The organism is Dokdonia sp. MED134 (genome assembly GCF_000152925.2).
Taxonomy (GTDB): domain Bacteria; phylum Bacteroidota; class Bacteroidia; order Flavobacteriales; family Flavobacteriaceae; genus Dokdonia.
In genome coordinates this window covers 1,453,868-1,472,247 of record NZ_CP009301.1, presented here as the reverse complement: position 1 = coordinate 1,472,247, position 18,380 = coordinate 1,453,868, and the positions used below count along the sequence as shown (strand labels likewise).

15 protein-coding genes and 1 tRNA gene are annotated in these 18,380 nt (G+C 39.1%); 9 read left to right on the top strand and 7 right to left on the bottom strand.

The window, feature by feature from the left end; translation table 11 throughout:
• Window positions 1-52 precede the first annotated feature (52 nt).
• From MED134_RS06545 to MED134_RS06525, 5 genes are all read right to left on the bottom strand, one after another.
• On the bottom strand, window positions 53-1,492 hold the full coding sequence (locus tag MED134_RS06545) for a SusD/RagB family nutrient-binding outer membrane lipoprotein (protein ID WP_021778166.1): 1,440 nt from the start codon (window positions 1,490-1,492) through the stop codon (window positions 53-55).
• Between the two features lie 34 nt (window positions 1,493-1,526).
• Window positions 1,527-4,742, bottom strand: a complete 3,216-nt coding sequence (locus MED134_RS06540) for a SusC/RagA family TonB-linked outer membrane protein (RefSeq protein ID WP_021778167.1) — start codon at window positions 4,740-4,742, stop codon at window positions 1,527-1,529.
• Between the two features lie 66 nt (window positions 4,743-4,808).
• Window positions 4,809-5,414 carry a DUF2064 domain-containing protein gene (locus tag MED134_RS06535; RefSeq protein ID WP_021778168.1) on the bottom strand — a complete coding sequence of 202 codons (606 nt, stop codon included), beginning with the start codon at window positions 5,412-5,414 and terminating at the stop codon, window positions 4,809-4,811.
• Between the two features lie 91 nt (window positions 5,415-5,505).
• Window positions 5,506-6,561: an arsenosugar biosynthesis radical SAM (seleno)protein ArsS gene (arsS, locus tag MED134_RS06530; protein WP_021778169.1), complete on the bottom strand. Its 1,056-nt coding sequence runs from the start codon at window positions 6,559-6,561 to the stop codon at window positions 5,506-5,508.
• Window positions 6,562-6,640: 79 nt separating this feature from the next.
• A complete protein-coding gene (locus tag MED134_RS06525; protein WP_013750118.1) occupies window positions 6,641-6,976 on the bottom strand; it encodes an arsenosugar biosynthesis-associated peroxidase-like protein in 336 nt (111 codons plus the stop codon).
• 251 nt (window positions 6,977-7,227) lie between these two features.
• Between MED134_RS06525 and MED134_RS06520 the strand changes: the two genes are divergently transcribed.
• The 9 genes from MED134_RS06520 to MED134_RS06480 all read left to right on the top strand — a co-directional run bounded on the left by MED134_RS06520 (window position 7,228) and on the right by MED134_RS06480 (window position 15,910).
• Window positions 7,228-7,300, top strand: a tRNA-Phe gene (locus tag MED134_RS06520).
• 121 nt (window positions 7,301-7,421) lie between these two features.
• Window positions 7,422-8,198, top strand: a complete 777-nt coding sequence (locus MED134_RS06515; protein WP_021778171.1) for a zinc-dependent peptidase — start codon at window positions 7,422-7,424, stop codon at window positions 8,196-8,198.
• Window positions 8,199-8,267: 69 nt separating this feature from the next.
• A complete protein-coding gene (locus MED134_RS06510; protein ID WP_021778172.1) occupies window positions 8,268-8,993 on the top strand; it encodes a type III pantothenate kinase in 726 nt (241 codons plus the stop codon).
• Entirely contained in the window at window positions 8,986-10,233 is a 1,248-nt protein-coding gene (locus MED134_RS06505) for a hypothetical protein (RefSeq protein ID WP_021778173.1), read from the top strand. The genes MED134_RS06510 and MED134_RS06505 overlap by 8 nt, the downstream gene beginning before the upstream one ends.
• Before the next feature lie 17 nt (window positions 10,234-10,250).
• Window positions 10,251-11,630, top strand: a complete 1,380-nt coding sequence (locus MED134_RS06500) for a tetratricopeptide repeat protein (protein WP_021778174.1) — start codon at window positions 10,251-10,253, stop codon at window positions 11,628-11,630.
• Window positions 11,630-12,202: an LPS export ABC transporter periplasmic protein LptC gene (lptC, locus tag MED134_RS06495; RefSeq protein WP_021778175.1), complete on the top strand. Its 573-nt coding sequence runs from the start codon at window positions 11,630-11,632 to the stop codon at window positions 12,200-12,202. The genes MED134_RS06500 and lptC overlap by 1 nt, the downstream gene beginning before the upstream one ends.
• A complete protein-coding gene (locus MED134_RS06490; RefSeq protein WP_021778176.1) occupies window positions 12,199-12,393 on the top strand; it encodes a hypothetical protein in 195 nt (64 codons plus the stop codon). Before lptC ends, MED134_RS06490 begins: the two co-directional genes overlap by 4 nt.
• Window positions 12,393-13,691, top strand: coding sequence for a hemolysin family protein (locus MED134_RS06485; protein WP_021778177.1), 1,299 nt, complete (start codon window positions 12,393-12,395; stop codon window positions 13,689-13,691). The genes MED134_RS06490 and MED134_RS06485 overlap by 1 nt, the downstream gene beginning before the upstream one ends.
• 77 nt (window positions 13,692-13,768) lie before the next feature.
• Window positions 13,769-15,910, top strand: coding sequence for a peptidylprolyl isomerase (locus MED134_RS06480; protein WP_021778178.1), 2,142 nt, complete (start codon window positions 13,769-13,771; stop codon window positions 15,908-15,910).
• A 90-nt stretch (window positions 15,911-16,000) separates the two neighbouring features.
• Here MED134_RS06480 and MED134_RS06475 read toward each other — a convergent pair whose 3' ends face one another.
• Both MED134_RS06475 and MED134_RS06470 read right to left on the bottom strand, forming a co-directional pair.
• Window positions 16,001-16,915: a GYDIA family GHMP kinase gene (locus MED134_RS06475; RefSeq protein WP_021778179.1), complete on the bottom strand. Its 915-nt coding sequence runs from the start codon at window positions 16,913-16,915 to the stop codon at window positions 16,001-16,003.
• A gap of 11 nt (window positions 16,916-16,926) precedes the next feature.
• Entirely contained in the window at window positions 16,927-18,240 is a 1,314-nt protein-coding gene (locus tag MED134_RS06470; RefSeq protein WP_021778180.1) for a hydroxymethylglutaryl-CoA reductase, degradative, read from the bottom strand.
• Between the last annotated feature and the right edge of the window lie 140 nt (window positions 18,241-18,380).

Here is an 18,380-nt window from a genome sequence, read left to right as displayed (position 1 = left end):
CCTCTTTGAAGAGGGGCTAGGGGAGATGTCCGCAGTACCCTCCCACAATTCCTTAATCTACATCCCACCACACGCGCACGTTAAGACTATTGCCATCTGTCGCATCAAATGCCGTCTGGTAATTATCTGCATTGAGCGCTTCTTCTTCAGATGGGTAAGGCATACGCACGGGAATTAAACCGTCGTTAAGACTTGCTTGCACATCCATAAACGCAGGAAAACCGGTGCGTCTATATTCTATCCAACCTTCATAGCCGTTTATGATGTTTGCAATCCACTTTTGAGTAAGTATTTGTTCTAGCGGCGAACTATCTGCGTTATTAAAAGAAGCATTACCAGTAAGATAATCTGCTGGTAATGGTGTTTGCCAGTATTCAAAAGCGAGTGTCACGCCGTTTTCGTAAAGTGCCTGCGCATCTGCGGTAATAAGTCCGCGCTGGGCAGCTTCGGCGAGTGCTAGCGAAGTTTCCCAAGCGGTCATAAAGTTGGCATCTAGCACTGAAGTATCCTCTCTAAAAGCAGTACCTGCAAGTGATAAATCTCCTAGCACAGCAGCTGTTGAGGTTGCATCTATTCCATTGATTAGTCCGTTAAAAACTCCAGTACTTGATGCTGGTCTAAAGAACGTATTAAGCCTCGTGTCTTCAAGATCGACAAGAATGGTTTCCATCGTTTCAGAAAGCACAAAGTTGTTAAAGTCACCCACACGCAATTGTGCAAGTCTAAAACTATTAGGCTCCGTATTGCTAAAGTTAAAAACAGCATTATCACTATTACTCGATATAAAGTTATCCTCATTAACCAGCGCTTGCAAATCTGCACTTACATCTACACGATCTGAGATACGTAAAAGGTGTTTTATTTTAAGACTGTTTGCAAAGCGAACCCAAGCTTGTAAATCACCATCATAAAGAATATCTCCTTCTAGCGGGATCACATCTTCATAAGCTTCTATAGCAGCAATTCCTGCATCTAGATTTGCTAGAATACCATCTGCTCCAGTATATATGGCCTCCTGTGTGTCATAAGCTGGTGTTACCGTTCCATCTATTCCATCAAACGCTTCTGAGTAAGGAACATCGCCAAAAAGATCTGTAAGACCAGCCGCCATATAAGCCTTGAGGATAAGAGCAGGACCTTCATACACAGCAAAGGTCACATTAGTTTGCGCTTGCTGTAAGATAATCTCATTGTCTCTTAAATTAGTATAAAAAATAGGCCAAGGATTTCCACCTAGCTGCGGTGATTTCAAAGCGTGACGATCAAAAAGATTAAAGTCAAGAGCCGTTCTGTGCTGCGATAGTAAGTCTCCTGCCACAAAACCTTCGTAACTCATTTGCTCTCCGTAGTCATAAATAACTTGTCGCAATAACAAGCTAGGCTGTACACTTACGGGGTCATTTGGGTTGGTGTTTATTTCTTCAAAATCTTCTGTGCAACTGCTCATTCCAAGTAAAAGCAGGAGGGAAGTGATGTATAAAAAATGTTTCATTTGTAATGTTTTATGTTACGCTTTCGCGAAAGCGTTAAAAGTTAAATCCTGCCTTAAATCCGAAGCTTCTTGTTGTAGCATAGCTCAAATCTTCTACACCGCTCACAAATCCTTGTCCCTGTACTGCGAGTTGCTCAGGGTCAAAATGTGGGTTTTCTGTGATGGCAAAAAGATTGCGCCCTATAAGTGATAGGTTTACGTCTACACCTTCTTTAAGACCGATAAATCCGTCTTTAAGCTTGAATGAATATCCTATAGAAAACTGACGAAGTTTTAAGAACGAGGCGTCATAAATGTTGTTTTCTTCGTGGTTACGGTCATAAAACTGACGGTAGTAACTCTCTGCCGAAACTGCCGTGGTGTTTGGAACAAAATTTGGATTTGCCGCAGTACCTGTGTTTACAACTCCTTGCGCTATAATCCCCTCTTCTGGGCGGAAAGCTGTTTCTGCTAGTTGGCCTCCTACATTACCTAGCGCTCGCGTTCTAGAGACAATATCTCCACCTTGACGCCAGTCAAGTAAGAAAGAGGCACTCCACTGCTTGTAGCGGAAATCATTGTTCCAACCTAGATTAAAATCTGCTGTGTAATTTCCTATTTTCTTGAGATTGTTATCTGCAATAAAGCGCCCGTTGTTATCAATGATAAAATCACCATCGTCATTACGTAGGTAGCCTGTTCCATAAATATCGCCAACTTCCCCGCCTTCTTCTACTTGGAAAAATACGGTTTGGTTTGCGCTGTCATAAATACGGCTAAAGGCAAGCGTAAGACGACCATCAGATTGTGGTAGACTTTCAACCACAGATTTGTTTGTGCTGAAGTTAAAGGTTGTGTTCCATCTAAAGTTTTCATTTACGATAGGAGTGATGCCTGCAATCACCTCGATACCCGAAGTGCGCACCTCACCACCATTTACCACCTGCTGATTAAAGCCTGAGGAAATAGCAATAGGTAAGGAGATAATCTGATCTTTGGTAAGGGCGTTGTAGTAGGTGAAGTCTACATTAAACCTGTCTTTAAAGAAGCGTATATCCGTACCTATCTCGTACGATGTAGTTTGCTCTGGTTTAAGGTTTGCATTAGGGATAAAGTTTTGTGCGCTAAAAGTAGGCTGCCCTTCAAAAGGAGTCTGTGCGATAAACGCTCCAGAAGTTTGGAAAGGATTGGTGTCATTACCCACCTGAGCGACACTTGCTCTTAGTTGCAAGTAGCTTATTGCCTCTGGAAGTTCCCACACATTAGATCCTATAAAACTCAAACTAGCCGAAGGATAGAAAAACGAAGTATTATCTGCGCTAAAAGGTGTTGCAAGTGCGCTTGACCAGTCATTACGTCCAGTAACATCTAGATATAGAAAGTTCTTGTAACCAAGTTTTACCACTCCGTAAAATGAGTTGATACGCTTTTCAGATTCAAATTGGAATGCTTCTATAGGTGATGCGGCATTATTAAGGTTAAAAATGCCTGGTTGTGCAAGGTTTGTAGTTTGCACCTGTTTTGTAGAAGCTACTTGTGATAGGCGGTTTCCTCCAAGACTTACATCTAGCGAGAAGTCGCCAAACTTGTTATCATAGTTAAGTAAGAAGTCTGTATTGATTTCACGATAAAAAACATCGTGCTCAGCATAGCCACCATTCTGGAAACGGTTAGAACTAAAGTTTCTTAAAAACTGTCGTTTCTCACTACTGTAGTCCATCCCTGTGCGTATGGTAAGGTCAAGATTTTTAGCGAGTGTTTGTGTAAGTACTATGTTACCAAAAACGCGATCACGGTTAAAAGAGTTCCTGTTTTCTTGTAAAATAAAAAACGGATTGTCAAAGAAGGTGTAGTTAAAAGAATATTGCTGCACGCCTTCTAATCCTGGCTGCCAGTAATCACGGAGGCTGTCTATATTAAGAGAGCGAGGTCCCCAGGCTACGAGTGAGTAATTTACATTCTCACTTCCGTATCCGTTTGAGGGGCGGTTATCACTACCAGAATTTACATAACTAATGCTCGCTTTGATTTTAGTTTTGTCTGTTGGCTTAAAGTTGAGTTTTGTTGCGATGGTCTGTCTATCTAAGTTTACACCAGGTATGATAGACTCACTACGTAGGTCTGTAAACGATATACGGAAATCACCTTTATCAAATCCGCTAGAGACAGATACGTTATTTATGGTGGTCACTCCAGTTTCATAAAAGTCTTTTAGGTTATCTGGGTTTGACCTAAATTCAGTAGGAGTAATGGCAAGTCCATTGTATAAAGCTGTATCTCCACCACGTACAATCATCCCGTCTGCAAGCGTCACCGGACTATCAAATTGCGGAATTAAATTTCCAGCATCAAGTCTAGGTCCCCAAGAGTAGGTGATGTTATCTGAGATTCCTGCTCCAAGGCCATCTACATATTCAAAAACACCGCCTTGTCCTTGTCCGTACTCGTTTTGAAAATCTGGAAGTTGGAAAGCACTGTCTAAAAAGATAGAAGAGTTAATGCTTATACCAAGTCCTTTTTTCTTGCTCCCATCTTTTGTTTCTATAACAATTACTCCATTTGATGCACGTGTACCGTATAGTGCTGCTGCACTTGGGCCTTTAAGTACAGAAACAGAAGCAATGTCATCTGGATTTACTTCCATCGCGCCGTTTCCAAAATCTACTTCTTGAAAACCTGCGGCTGCTTCATTTGTGAAGTTAAAAACAGTGTTGTTATTAATAGGTACACCATCTACTACAAACAGCGGATTGTTATTAGAAAAAGAAGCTTCTCCACGTATACTTATACGTGATGAAGATCCTACACCCGTGGCTCCTTGAGTGATAGTAACACCAGCAAGCTTACCAGAAAGGTTGTCCAGAAAGTTTACAGACTTTACCTCGTCTATATCTTTTGCATTGATGGTTTGTACTGTATAACCTAGTTCTCTTGTGTTGCGTTTTACGCCTAGAGCGGTTACTACCACCTCGTCAAGTCCCTCCTGCGAGATGTTTAGTGTTACATTTATTTGCGTTCTGCCAGCTACAGTAATTAATTGTGAGCTATAACCGAGCGAAGAGAATTTTAAAACGGATGCATCCGTAGGTATGGTAATGGTGTAAACACCATTTTCGTCTGTAATAGTTCCTTGGTTTGTGCCTTCTACAAGGACATTTACAAAAGGTATTGTAGTGTTATCTTCTGCGTTTGTAACGGTTCCGGTAACGGTAGTTTGAGCATACAAACTTGCTGTAAAAAGCAAGAGCATACTAAGATAAAATGATTTCATCAAAGTGTATTAGTTGGTAATTAAGAAAATCTAAGAATAACTGTAAGCTGTTGTAGCTTACAAGATTTAAATACGAACTAATGATGGTGATCCTTTGTTAAAGTGGCTTTTAGTGAGCGACTCAAAGAATCGGTTTGTAGTATGGTAATCAAGAGAAAGACCTTGATTTATTATGTTTTGTATAAGTTGTAATAGTCTTTTTGATAATGTAGAAGCCTCTTTGAGCATCTGCTGTAAATCTGCAAATGTGTCAAGATCTGAAAGGGTCTCAAGGAGGTAAAGGTTTGTACGCTTTCGCGAAAGCGTATCAGAAATAATAACACCCAGTTTACTAGACTGCCACGGTAAATTTTTAAACTGCTCAGGCTTAAAATGGTTCTTTTTAATCCCCATTAGATAACAACCGCCATCTGTACTTGGGCCAATAACAAGCGCAGATTGCTTGAGCTTTTCTTGTGCTAAAAGAATGTGCCCCGCCGAAAGATGCGGCGTGTCATTACCTATGGTTATAATTTGGTCATAACCACTGTCAAAAACCGAGGTAAGCGCATTTGTAAAACGCTCGCCAAAGGTGTTTCCTACCTGCTCATTTTCAGAAAAAATAACATAGGGAATTCCTGTCTTGCGTGCCGTAGCAATAGTTTGCCTATTGAGCTCTTTAAATAAGGCCACAGACTGCCCGAGCTTCTTGCGAGAAGCTTCGGTAGTTGCTGTTTGAGCAAATATGAGTATGGCGGTTTTTGGTGTCGTGATTTTCTACGTATTAAGCAACAGTTCCTTGACAACTACTTCCTGCACCTGCAGTACAACCATAACAGTGCTGAGAGATCATAATGTTACGATCATTAAGTAAATCTTCATTATAATCTTTAATGTGCTTTACACTACTCGCCACTGGTAATTCTAGCATTTGATTAAAATCACAATCAAATAAATAACCATCCCAGCTTATTGAAATTGTGTTTTTACACATTACATTCTCTACTGCGGCAGGGTTATATGCCTCTACGAGTTGATACATATAATCCTCATAGTTTTCTGATGCGATGAGGTAATCTAAAAATCGTGCTATAGGTAAGTTTGTGATTGCAAAAAGGTTGTGGAACTGGATATTAAAATCCTCCATAAGTGCCTTTTTAAAATCCTTCTCCATACTTGCTTGGTCTCCCGGTAAGAAAGCTCCAGATGGATTGTAAACTAGGTCTAGTCTTAAGTCACTTCTTGGCATACCGTAGCCACGCTCGTTAAGCTCTTGTAATGCTTTTATAGACTTGTCAAAAACTCCATCACCACGTTGCTTGTCTGTTTTACCACGTGTCCAGTGTGGCATAGATGAGATGACGTGTACATTGTGTTTTTTAAAGAAATCTGGTAGATCGTAGTACTTTTTATTTGCACGTATAATGGTAAGGTTAGAACGCACAATAAAGTCTTTAATCCCAGCCTTACTCGCTTCTTCTACAAAACGTCTAAAATGCGGATTCATCTCTGGTGCGCCACCAGTAAGATCTAGCGTGTGAGCTCCTGTGTTGCGTATCACTTCGAGACATTGCTCCATAGTCTCCCAAGTCATAATTTCCTTGCGATCTGGACCAGCATCTACGTGACAGTGATCACACACTTGATTACACATATACCCCACGTTTATTTGGAGTATTTCTAGTTTGTTAGGGCGTAACGGTAGCTGGTTGGTCTCTTTTATTTTCTTAGCAAACGTAGGTAGTTCATCTTTGAAAATACCATTAGATAAAATTTCTATCTGCTTGTTTGCTTGTGCGAGTTCGCTACCTTCTTTCTTCAGTGATTTTGTTGCTGACATTTAAAAATGTTTGTCGTTTGTAGTGTTGATTTCTTTTGGTTGGAAATCTGTATGAGTACGCTTTCGCGAAAGCGTAAAACTACCCGTCTAGTTTATTTACTTTATTCATCATCATCACGCCGTGTACCAGCGTCGCACCACTTTTTATAGCGGCACCTACGTGTACAGCCTCCATCATCTCTTCCTTAGTGATTCCTTTCTGTAGGCCGTCTTTAGTATATGCGTCTATGCAATATGGGCACTGCTCTGTGTGGGCAACGGCAAGTGCGATGAGCGATTTCTCACGTGCAGTAAGTGCACCTTCTTCAAAAACTTTACCGTAGTAGTCAAAAAACTTAGTTCCTAACTCTTCACTCCACTCCGTGATTTTTCCGAATTTTCTTAAATCTTTTGGGTCGTAATATTGATCTGCCATAGTTATATAGTGTGTAAGCATACGAATATATGCTTAATCGTAATTAACTACAATTACTTACGTAGAAATAAAGAATAAGGTTTCTAATTTGTGAAATAGGGTCTCTCAAAAAAAATATTGCAATTTTTCTCAAAAAGATGTTGTCAGATCTCAGAAAGGTTTTATATTTGCATCCGCTTACGAGAAGTATCGCATACAACTCAACAAATAGTGTGAGTTACATTGCAAACGTAAGCCATCTAAAAGCTTTAGGTACCTTAGCTCAGTTGGTAGAGCAACGGACTGAAAATCCGTGTGTCCCTGGTTCGATTCCTGGAGGTACCACATTAAAACCCGATCTTTTGATCGGGTTTTTTGTTTTATATAACTTTCGTTGTTGCAATTGCTTCACAGTCGTACATTGCGGTTTGATGTAAGATATATTTTAAAAGTAATAAGACACTAGATGATTATACTATTCCTTTTGGCCGGATTAGCCTTATTTGTTTTTATGGGTTACGGGCTTTTTACGCTTTCGCGAAAGCGTACACCAGACCCTTTTCCGCCATCGTGGGAGTCTTTATTAAGTGATGAAGTGCTTTTTTACAAAGAGCTCACTCCTAAAAAGAAGGAATTCTTTAAAAAAAGAATGATGGCCTTTCTCACCGAAGTAAATGTAGAGGCTGTAGGATTTGACCTGTCTGATAAGGATAAGGTATTTGTGGCAGCTAGTGCGGTGATCCCCATTTTTAACTTTGGAGACTGGCATTACAATAACTTAGATACGGTGCTTATTTATCCAGATTACTTTAATGCAAATCTTGAGTATCACTCAGAGGGTGAAGATCGTATTATAGGAGGTATGGTAGGGACGGGACAGTTTGAAAACCATATGATACTCTCTCGCAAGGCGCTTCATTTTGGGTTTAATAACAAGACAGATAAAGGAAATACAGCTATACACGAGTTTGTGCATTTACTTGATAAGATGGATGGTGAGGTAGATGGTATACCAGAACAGTTACTAGGTAAAGAAAATATTGTGCCCTGGCTAGATATGATGCATACCGAGATGGAGGCTATAAATAATGATACCTCAGATATAAGAAAATATGGTGGTACAAGTAAAATAGAGTTTTTTGCGGTGGCGGCAGAGTACTTTTTTGAGCGTCCAGATCTGTTTAAACGTAAACATCCGGAGTTATACAAAATGCTCGAAGTTTGTTTTGTAACAGGTTATTAGGGTGATTTTTACCATTACCTTAACAATGTGGGTGCTTTCCTTTTGTATTTTTGACGCTTACTATTGTATATGCAACTTATAATTGATGTAGGGAATACTAGGGTTAAAGCCGCTATCTATAAAGGAGATGTGCTGCAAGCTAAGCATCACTTTGCATTACAAGAATTTAGTGAAGAGGTAGGTGAGTTTGCAGGTCTTTATCCTATTAAAAAGGCAATTATATCTTCTGTAGGAAGGCTTACAGATGAGCAAGCCAGATCTGTACAATTACGTTTTCCCACGATTGTGCTTTCGCACAATACAACGCTTCCATTTACAAACGATTATGGTACGCCAGAGACGCTGGGTGTAGATAGAATGGCTCTTGTGGCAGCTTTTATGCAATCACATCCTCAAAAAAATGGACTCATTATAGATGCGGGTACTTGTATTACCTATGATTTTATAACTAATAAAGGTTCTTATAAAGGTGGAGCAATCTCGCCAGGGTTGCGCTTGCGTTATGAGACACTTAATAGACTTACGGCAAATCTTCCGCTGTTAGAAAAACAAATGCCAGATAGTATAATAGGGACTAGTACAGAAGAATCTATACACTCTGGAGTTGTGCAAGGCACTTTACTTGAAATAGATGGTGCAATAAATCATTACAAAGAGCATTATAATGTGGATACCGTAATAATAACGGGTGGTGATGGAGAATTCTTGGCAAAACGATTAAAAAATAGCATCTTTGCGCACTCAAATTTTTTGCTTGAGGGCCTCAATTATATCTTAACATATCAGAATGATTAAAAAACTTTTTATTGTAGCAATGCTGATGATGGCCGTTAAAGGTCTTGCCCAAGAAGGAGCTACTACTTCTCCATACTCTTTTTATGGAGTGGGGATACAACAGTTTAGAGGAACCGTAGAAAATAAATCTATGGGAGGCATACAGACGTATAGCGATAGTTTACACCTCAATTTATTAAACCCTGCATCACTAGGTAAATTGCGTTACACCACTTTTACAGTAGGAGGTAACCATAACGAAGTAAATGCAGAAGATGCCACGACAAAAGAGGGTTCTTCAAAATCTACTTTTGATTATCTAGCTATTGGTTTTCCTATTTCAAAAAAAGGAGGGGTGAGTATAGGTCTTATGCCATATACTGCAGTAGGCTATAAACTGGATGATAGTACAGATGACGTTCTTAATCGTTTTACAGGTCGTGGTGGTCTTAATCGTGCGTTTGTTTCTACAGGTTATACACTTGCCAAAGGACTTACAGTGGGAGCAAGTATGTACTACTACTTTGGAAATATTCAAAACGAAGCTGTAAGATCTCAAGAAGAAGCAGAGCTAGGTACGAGAGAGTCTAATAGAAGTGACTTTTCGGGATTAGCATTTGAGCTTGGGGCACAGTATGAAACAATGATTAGTGATAAGCTTGAGCTAAGATCATCAGTAAAGTATGTTCCATCTGCTACTATAGGTACAGAAAATGAAAGAGAGGTTTCTACAGTTTTATTTAATAGTCTAGGTTTGCTGCAAGATGTAGATGTGCAAGAAATAAGTGTTCCAGATACAGATTTTGATCTTCCTTCTTCGGTAACGGTAGGGTTAGGTATAGGAGAAAAGAATAAGTGGTTCTTTGGTGGTGAGTACACAAGCCAGCAAACAAGTAGTTTTAGTAATAGAACCTTTACTCCAGATAATGTTTCCTTTGAAGATGCAACACAAATGAGAGTAGGAGGTTTTTATACGCCAAAATATAATTCTATCTCAAGTTACTGGGAGCGTATGACTTACCGTGCAGGGTTTAGATATGAGGAGACTGGACTTGTAGTTTCTAATGAAGATATAAATGAGTTTGGCATATCTTTTGGAGTTGGACTACCTACAGGACGAAGAATTAGTAATCTTAACTTACAATTTGAAGTAGGACAGAGAGGGACTACAAACGCAAACCTTATACAAGAAAACTTTTTTAACGTAGGCGTAAGTTTATCAATAAACGACTTATGGTTTGTCCAATCTAAATTTAATTAACAGTAAAACCTAACATTATGAAAACTAGATTAACCACATTTTTTGTAGCGCTCGTCATAGCTGGCGGATTTACAGCAAATGCACAAATAAGTGAGGAGTGCCTTACGACGGGTTCTATATTTGTAGAAGCTGCAAAAGTGAAAAATTACGAGGCTGCGAGAGCACCTTTTGAAAAACTTCAAAAAGACTGCCCTAACTATTCGCTAGCTTTATACCAGTATGGAGAGCGTTTACTTAAAGCAGATCTGAAAGCTGCGAGCGCTGCCGAAAAAGGAGCCGTAGCACAAAAGCTTATTGAGTTTTTAAAGAAGAGAGAGCAATACTTCCCTGCAAAAACTCCAAAAGGAAAGAACGCAGCAGCACAGGCGCAAATAATGTTTGATAACAAACTTGGAACGCCTAAAGCACAATTTGATGCATTTCAAAATGCATTTAATATGGATGCAAACTCTATTACAAGTGCAAAAAATATCTACACTCGTTTTAAGCTAGCAGTAGATCTTTATAAGAATGGACAGCAAGTGCAGCTTCAAGAGGTTTTTGACCTTTATGATGATACGCAAGCAAAGCTTAATAAAGAAGCGACTGCACTAGATTCAAAATTACAGAATCTAGTAGAAAAAGAAGAATCTGGTACTGCACTTAGCGCAAAAGAGAAAAGAAGAGTAAAAGGTTATAATACGAACCTTAAGGCTTTCGGAATCTTTGGAGGAAGTACAGATGGGGCTCTTGGAGAGTTAGGTAACTGTGAGAACCTTGTGCCACTTTATCAGAAGGATTTTGATTCTATGAAGAATGATAAGGAGTGGATCAAGAAAGCTGCAGGGCGTCTTGCAAGTAAAGATTGTACAGATACAGATTTATTTAAGCAAATGGTTGAGAACCTTCACAGACTTGAGCCTTCTGCAAAATCTGCAAAGTACTTAGGTATCTTAGCTGGAAACAGAGGAGACTCTGCTGCAGAGGCAAGATATTACCAAGAAGCTATCGATCTTGAAACAGATCCAAAAGAAAGAGCAAATGCTTATTACAGACTTGCAGAAAAAGCAAGAAAAAGTGGTAGCTACGGTAAAGCAAGAGGTCTTTATAACAAAGCGCTTAGTGAAGATCCATCTTACGGTATTGTTTACTTGAGAATTGCAGCAATGTATGCAGCAAGTGCAAATAACTGTGGTCAGACTACTTTTGATAAGAGAGCCGTATACTGGTTAGCTGCTAGTACAGCACAAAGAGCTGGACGTGTAAGTCCATCACTGGCTGGTACTGCAAACAAGACGGCAGCAAGTTACAGAGCTTTAGCTCCAAGTAAAGCAGATGTATTTACATCTGGAAAAGCTGGTCAAACTATCAAGATAGGATGTTGGATTGGATCAAGTGTAAGAGTTCCAAATAACTAATGTCACTACTACATAGAAATATATTAAAAATCTTAGTCACGGCTTTTGCCGTGACTTTGTTTTTAAGTTGTGATAGTAAAGCAGACGATATACGTAGGTTAAGTATGAAGTCTGATGGTCCTGTTACAGAAGGTAGGGGTATCAATCTTAAGTATGTAGATTCTGGTAAAGTCACTGCACATTTAAAAACACCTTACATAAAAAATTATGCAAACGCCTCTTTTCCTTATGAGGAGTTTCCAGATGGCATAGAAGTCACTTTTATAAGTGAAGATGGTAAGGAGAATTTAATTACCTCAAACTATGCCATACGTTATAAGGGCACAAACCTTATAGATTTGCAAGATAATGTGGTGTTGTTTACCCACGACTCTATAACTTTAAAAGCGCAACAGCTATACTGGGATCAATCTAATAGTTGGATTTTTACAGACCAGCCGTACACGCTTATTCTTAAAGATGGCTCTCGTAACGACGGAGACCTCTTTGACTCAAATGAAGACTTTACAAATTTTGTATCTTTAAACAACGTAGCAAAACAATACGTAAAAGAAAATTCTGAAGACTTATGATGCGATATGCAAAATACACAGAGTATGTATATATAATAGTTGCCGTGCTTGCAGGTTATAAAACAGTATCACTTTGGGGTGAAGATCGCTCTAGAGCATACCTGTTCTTGTTTTTCTTTGCTGTGAGTGTAGGGATGTATTTCTTTAGACGTCATTTCCGTAAGAAGTTTGAAAACAGGAAAAACTCTTAATGGGAAGCTTTGAAGGACAGATTATAACCATATGTTGCTCGCTCATACTCTCTGCGTTTTTTTCAGGAATGGAGATTGCTTATGTGTCGGCAAATAAAATACATATTGAAATAGAGAAGAAGCAAAATGATTTTCTCTCTATTGTTCTCAAAAAACTTACTGCAAAACCTTCCAAGTTTATAGCAACAATGCTGCTGGGTAATAATATTGCCCTGGTTGTATATGGTTATTTTATGGGAGCACTCTTACAAGGGTGGCTGGAGAATATGCCTTTCGGCGAAAGTTTAACGTGGCTCAATACCTTCGTGCAAGAATTTAGCCTGCTCAGTCAGACAATTATTTCTACACTAGTGATTCTAATCACAGCCGAATTTTTGCCAAAAGTTTTCTTTCAGATTTACGCAAATAAGCTTCTTAAGTTTTTTGCAATACCTGCTTATTTCTTTTACCTCTTATTTTATGTGCTAAGCGCATTTATTATTTGGATATCAGACCTCGTTCTTAAATACTTGTTTAAGACAGATGGAGATGAGGTGCAGTTAGCTTTCACGAAAGTGGAACTAGGAAATTATATATCTGAGCAAATGGAATCTGTAAATGACTCTGATGAGGTGGATACAGAAATACAGATTTTTCAAAATGCACTAGAGTTTTCTGAGGTAAAGTCGCGAGAAGTGATGTTGCCCCGTACAGAGATTGTAGCTGTAGATGAGCGCACTACGCCTGCCGCAATAAATAAGATTTTTATAGAAACGGGACTTTCTAAAATACTGGTTTATAAAGACACAATAGATGATATTATAGGCTACGTGCACTCTTTTGAGCTCTTTAAGAGGCCTAAAACAATAAGTAGCGTATTGATGCCGGTAGTCTATGTGCCGGAGACTATGCTGGTAAAAGATGTGCTTAATGTGCTTACAAAAAAACGCAAAAGCATTTGTGTAGTTATAGATGAATATGGCGGGACAAGTGGTATGATGACTGTAGAGGATATCGTAGAAGAACTTTTTGGCGAAATAGAGGATGAGCACGATACAGTAGCACTTGTAGAAGAACAGTTAAGTGAGTTTGTGTATAAGCTCTCTGCTAGGCACGAGGTAGACTACCTTAATGAGACTTACAAACTTGATCTTCCAGAAAGTGAGAACTATGAAACCCTAGGAGGACTTGTGGTAAGCCATACCGAAGAAATTCCAGAAGAAGGAGAGACCATTGAGATAGCGGGAATAATCTTTCACATCTTAGAGACTTCAAATACAAAAATTGAGCTATTAGAAGTCCGTACTTCTAAAGAGTAAATTGCCTTGTTTTTTTATTTTTTATTATGCTATAATAATGGTATTTTCGCCCACTATTATAGCATAAACAACATACAATGGCAATTTTAAATAAAATACGTAGCAAGAGTATCTTCTTGATCATTATTATCGCACTTGCACTGTTTGCATTTATCTTCTCATCTATTTTAGATAGTGGAGGTTTTAATGCAGATAAGCAAAACCGTGTTGCATCTATAAACGGTGTAAACTTAGATCGTGAAGACTTTGCCACAAAGGTAGAGGCACAAACGCGTAGAGCAGGAGCAAATAGTTCTACTACAAGAGCCGTAAACGCTGTATGGGAGCAAGAAGTAAACAGAGTACTTCTTGAGGAGCAGTATGAAGAGTTAGGTATACAAGTGGGTAAAGACCGCACACAAGAGTTACTTAAGCAAGCACTTCAAAATGATGTGCGTTTTCAAGATGCAGATGGGTTTTTTAGCGAGGCAAAAATGCAAGAGTTTATTGCTACTTTAAAAGATAGCCAGAATCCTGGTGATTACCAGTCTTGGTTAGTTTTTGAAGAAAGCTTAAGAAATCAAGAAAAGCAAGAGATTTACTATAATCTAGTAAGAGCTGGTGTAGGAGCTACTCTTAAGGATGGAGAGGTAGCTTATAAGCTTGATAATAATACGGTAGATATACAGTATGTACAAATGTTGTACACATCTGTACCAGACGAGGAAGCTCCAGTAAGTAAAGATGAAATTCAAGAGTATGTAAATGATCATAAAGATGAATTTCAAACTGAGGAGACGCGTTCTATACGTTTTGTAAAATTTGTAGAAGAAGCTTCTCTAGAAGATGAGAATGCGCTTAAAGCAGAGCTTTCAAAATTAAGAAATGAGTATACAGCTCGTAATGGTGCAACAGGAGTAACAGAAACTTTTGCTGGATTTGATAAGACAGAAGAGATAGAAGATTTTCTTATAGATAACTCAGATGTGCCATTTGTAGATCGTTGGTTCTTTAAGAAAGATTTACCTTCTACTAATGCAGATACACTTTTTGCCTTAGGTAAAGGTGGAGTTTACGGTCCTTATAAAGACGGTAGATATATGAACCTTTCTCGTGTTGTAGACGTGAGAAAAATGCCAGACTCTGTAAAGACAAGTCATATCCTTATAGATTTTCAAGGAGCTGTTACAAATACGGCTAGAGGACCTATCCCTTCTTCTGCGACGAGATCTAAAGAAGATGCAAAGAAACTTGCAGATAGCTTACTTTCTGTTTTAAAAAGAAACAAAAACAAGTTTGAAGATCTTGCAAAAGAGTTTTCTACAGATAAGTCTAATAGTGATAACGGTGGAGATCTAGATTATCAAAACCCAAATCTATTTGCAGCCGGATACAGAGACTTTATTGTAGACAATAATGAAGGAACAATAGGTATTGCAGAAACTAACTTTGGTTACCACGTAATTAATATTGTAGATCAAAAGAACGTACAAGATGTAATTAAGGTTGCAACTGTAGTGAAGGAAATATTACCTTCAGATAAAACGATTTCTAATATTTACAACACAACTCAAAAGTTTGAACTTGCTGCTGCCGAAGGAGATTTTCAAACTGTAGCAACAGAAAATGGTTATGCAGTACGTCCAGTACAACGTATACGTGCTATGGATGAAACGCTACCTGGAGAAGGAGCACAGAGATCTGTGATACAATGGGCTTTTGAAGAAGATACTAATGTAGGAGATATCAAGCGTTTTGCTACAAATGATGGATACATAGTAGCTCAGGTTACACGTAGAACGCCTGCAGGTACAGAGAGAGTAGAAGATGTGTCACTACAAGTGACGCCTATCATACGTAATATGAAGAAAGCAGAGATCATTAAAAATAAAATTTCTGGATCAACACTTTCTGAAATCGCACAATCTCAAGGAACAACTGTAAAAACAGCTGGTGCCGTATCTATGAATGCGCCTACTATCGCTGGAGCAGGAAATGAGCCTAAAGTTGTAGGAGCAGCTTTCGGATTAAAAGAAGGAGAAGTGTCTTCACCTATAGAAGGATCAAGAGGAGTATATGTAATAGAGGTTGTAAAAGTCTCTGAAGCACCAGGCTTAGAGAACTACGCTGCCTTTGCAGGTCAGCAGGCCCAAAAATCCAGAGCAGCTGTAAGTACAAAAGTGCTTAACGCTCTTAAAGAAGCTGCAGATATTGAAGATAACAGAGCTACATTCTACTAGTAGATTGTATTTCAAGTAAAAAAGGCTCGAACAATTATTGTTCGAGCCTTTTTTTTTTTTTTGGTGCGTGTTTACGCTTTCGCGAAAGCGTTATTCTCCCAGTATCATTTCTTTATAAGGCACGATAGTGTCATACCCTTTGTTTCTAAAATAGTCCATTTGAGAAGCTGTTCCTACTGCCAAAACAAAGTCACCACCCCAGCCTCCTAAGCTTTTTATTGCGCGAGGATAATCTGCAAAAAGTTGTGTTTTTATTGTGGGTGTTTTAAGAATACGAGACAAATTATCTTCGTGTTCTGAAAGTAGTTTTTCAAAAGCCACAATGGATTTACAACTCAAAAGGTCTTGAGTAAACTTAGAAAATCTAGCCTTCTCCTCAGTTAGTGATTCTTGATCAAGACTCCTATAATGTTTTATGCTCTCTCTACTGTTTTGTTTCTTATTGAGATAAACAAAGTAAAGTTCGTCCTTAAAATGCGGGCTATATGTCACGGGTGTGACTATAGGTGTCGTGCTGGTTTTTTGATAGATGAGAGCGCTCTCTGTTGTGGCGCAAGCTATATCATACCCACTACCTCCAAAGGTCATATCAAGTAGTTTGTAAGGGTCTACAGAGGCCCATCTGGCAATGTTTGCGAGTAGAGTAGAAGAGGAGCCTAGCCCCCAGTCTTTTTGAAATTCTAGTGTACTCTCGATCCCATAGCCTTGTCGTGTATTTAAAAATGAGCTGTTGAGTTTTTGTGCAGCTTGTAAAATGCTTAAAAGTCGCTCGTAAATGGCATCTCCTCTTCCATCATTACTATCTAGGGGAAAGCTAAACTTATAATCTAACCACAGCTCTCCAGTGCTTAAATAACTACGCCAGATGATTGCTTCTTGATTTATGGGCTTTATATCTAGATGCTGTCCTTTTTTTGTAGGTAGCGCTAGCGCTTGTGCTCCATCTAGAACAAGATATTCTGAGGTGAGTAATAGTTTGCCGTGACTGTAATAATGGTGTTTCAAAAAACGAGATTTTATGAGCGTAGTCCGTCTATAAAAGTGACAACTGCGCTATGAGTAACGGTGTTTGATTTAAAGTGATTTACCGTTTGTTGCTTCTCATCTGTAGTCGCATTCATCTGGTTTAAAATATTCATAAGGTGCATTTTCATATGCCCTTGCTGTATGCCAGTTGTGGTGAGGGACTTAAGTGCAGCAAAGTTTTGAGCTAGACCGGCGACGGCAACAATTTGCATAAGTTCCTTTGCAGATGGGTTTCCTAGTAGCTCCATACTCCACTTTACTAGTGGGTGTAGTTTTGTGAGACCTCCTACGGTACCTAGTGCTAGTGGTATCTCCATCCAGAAGGTAAAAATGCCATCCTTGATACTTGCGTGCGTAAGGCTTCTATATTGCCCGTCTCTTGCTGCATATGCGTGCACACCTGCTTCCACCGCTCTAAAGTCATTTCCAGTAGCAAGTATTACGGCATCTATACCGTTCATTATTCCTTTGTTGTGGGTAACAGCTCGATAAGGTTCTTCTTCGGCAATGGTAACTGCTTGAACAAATTTTTTGGCAAAGGTCTCGCCGTCTATATTTTTTTCGGTGAGTTGATCTGTAGGGCAACTTACCTCTGCACGTACAAGACAATCTGGAACATAGTTAGATAAAATGGACATAATGATATCTAACGTGTTTCCGGTTTCGCGAAAGCGGGCATCTGCCTCAAACCCTTCTTTAAAAGTGGTTGCAAATTGCTCCAAACAGCTGTTTATAAAGTTTGCACCCATTGCATCTAGCGTCTCAAAGGTGCAGTGCAGCTGGTAGTAATCATCTACAGCGGCTGTTTTATCTCGTAGGGCGATGTTTTTTATGCCGCCACCACGTTTTTTCATATTAACCGTAATCTCCTCTACATCTTCATAGAGCTTTGGTGTGATTTTATCAAAGTATTGTTGTAAGTCTTCTTTATCACCATCATAAGTAAAGTGTACCTGTCCTACCTTAGTGGTGCCTAGAACGGTGGTTTTAAAACCGCCTCTCTCTTGCCAGAATTTACCAGCCTTACTCGCTGCAGCTACTACAGAGCTTTCTTCTATAGCCATCGGGATGGTGTAGATGGTGTCGTTTATGGTAAAATTAGGCGCTACTCCCAGCGGCAGGTAGTAGTTTGTGATGGTATTTTCTATAAACTCATCGTGCAGTTGCTGGAGCTTTGCATCTGTGTTCCAGTATGAGGTTAAAGTCTGAGTTGCTGCCTCAGAATTGTTAAAGAAGTTTGCGGTAAGCCACGTAATCTTCTCAGTTTTTGATAGTTTAGAAAAACCAGATATCGCCTTTGTCATTAAGCAGTTTTTTAGAAAGTGATAAAGATAATGAGAATGTGGTTAACCTAAGTCTAATGCGTGATTATAGCGGTGTGAGTTCTTAACATTCTGAAGGTTTTTAACAGGAAAAAGCAGGGTTTTCTGCCTTATTTTTAGTA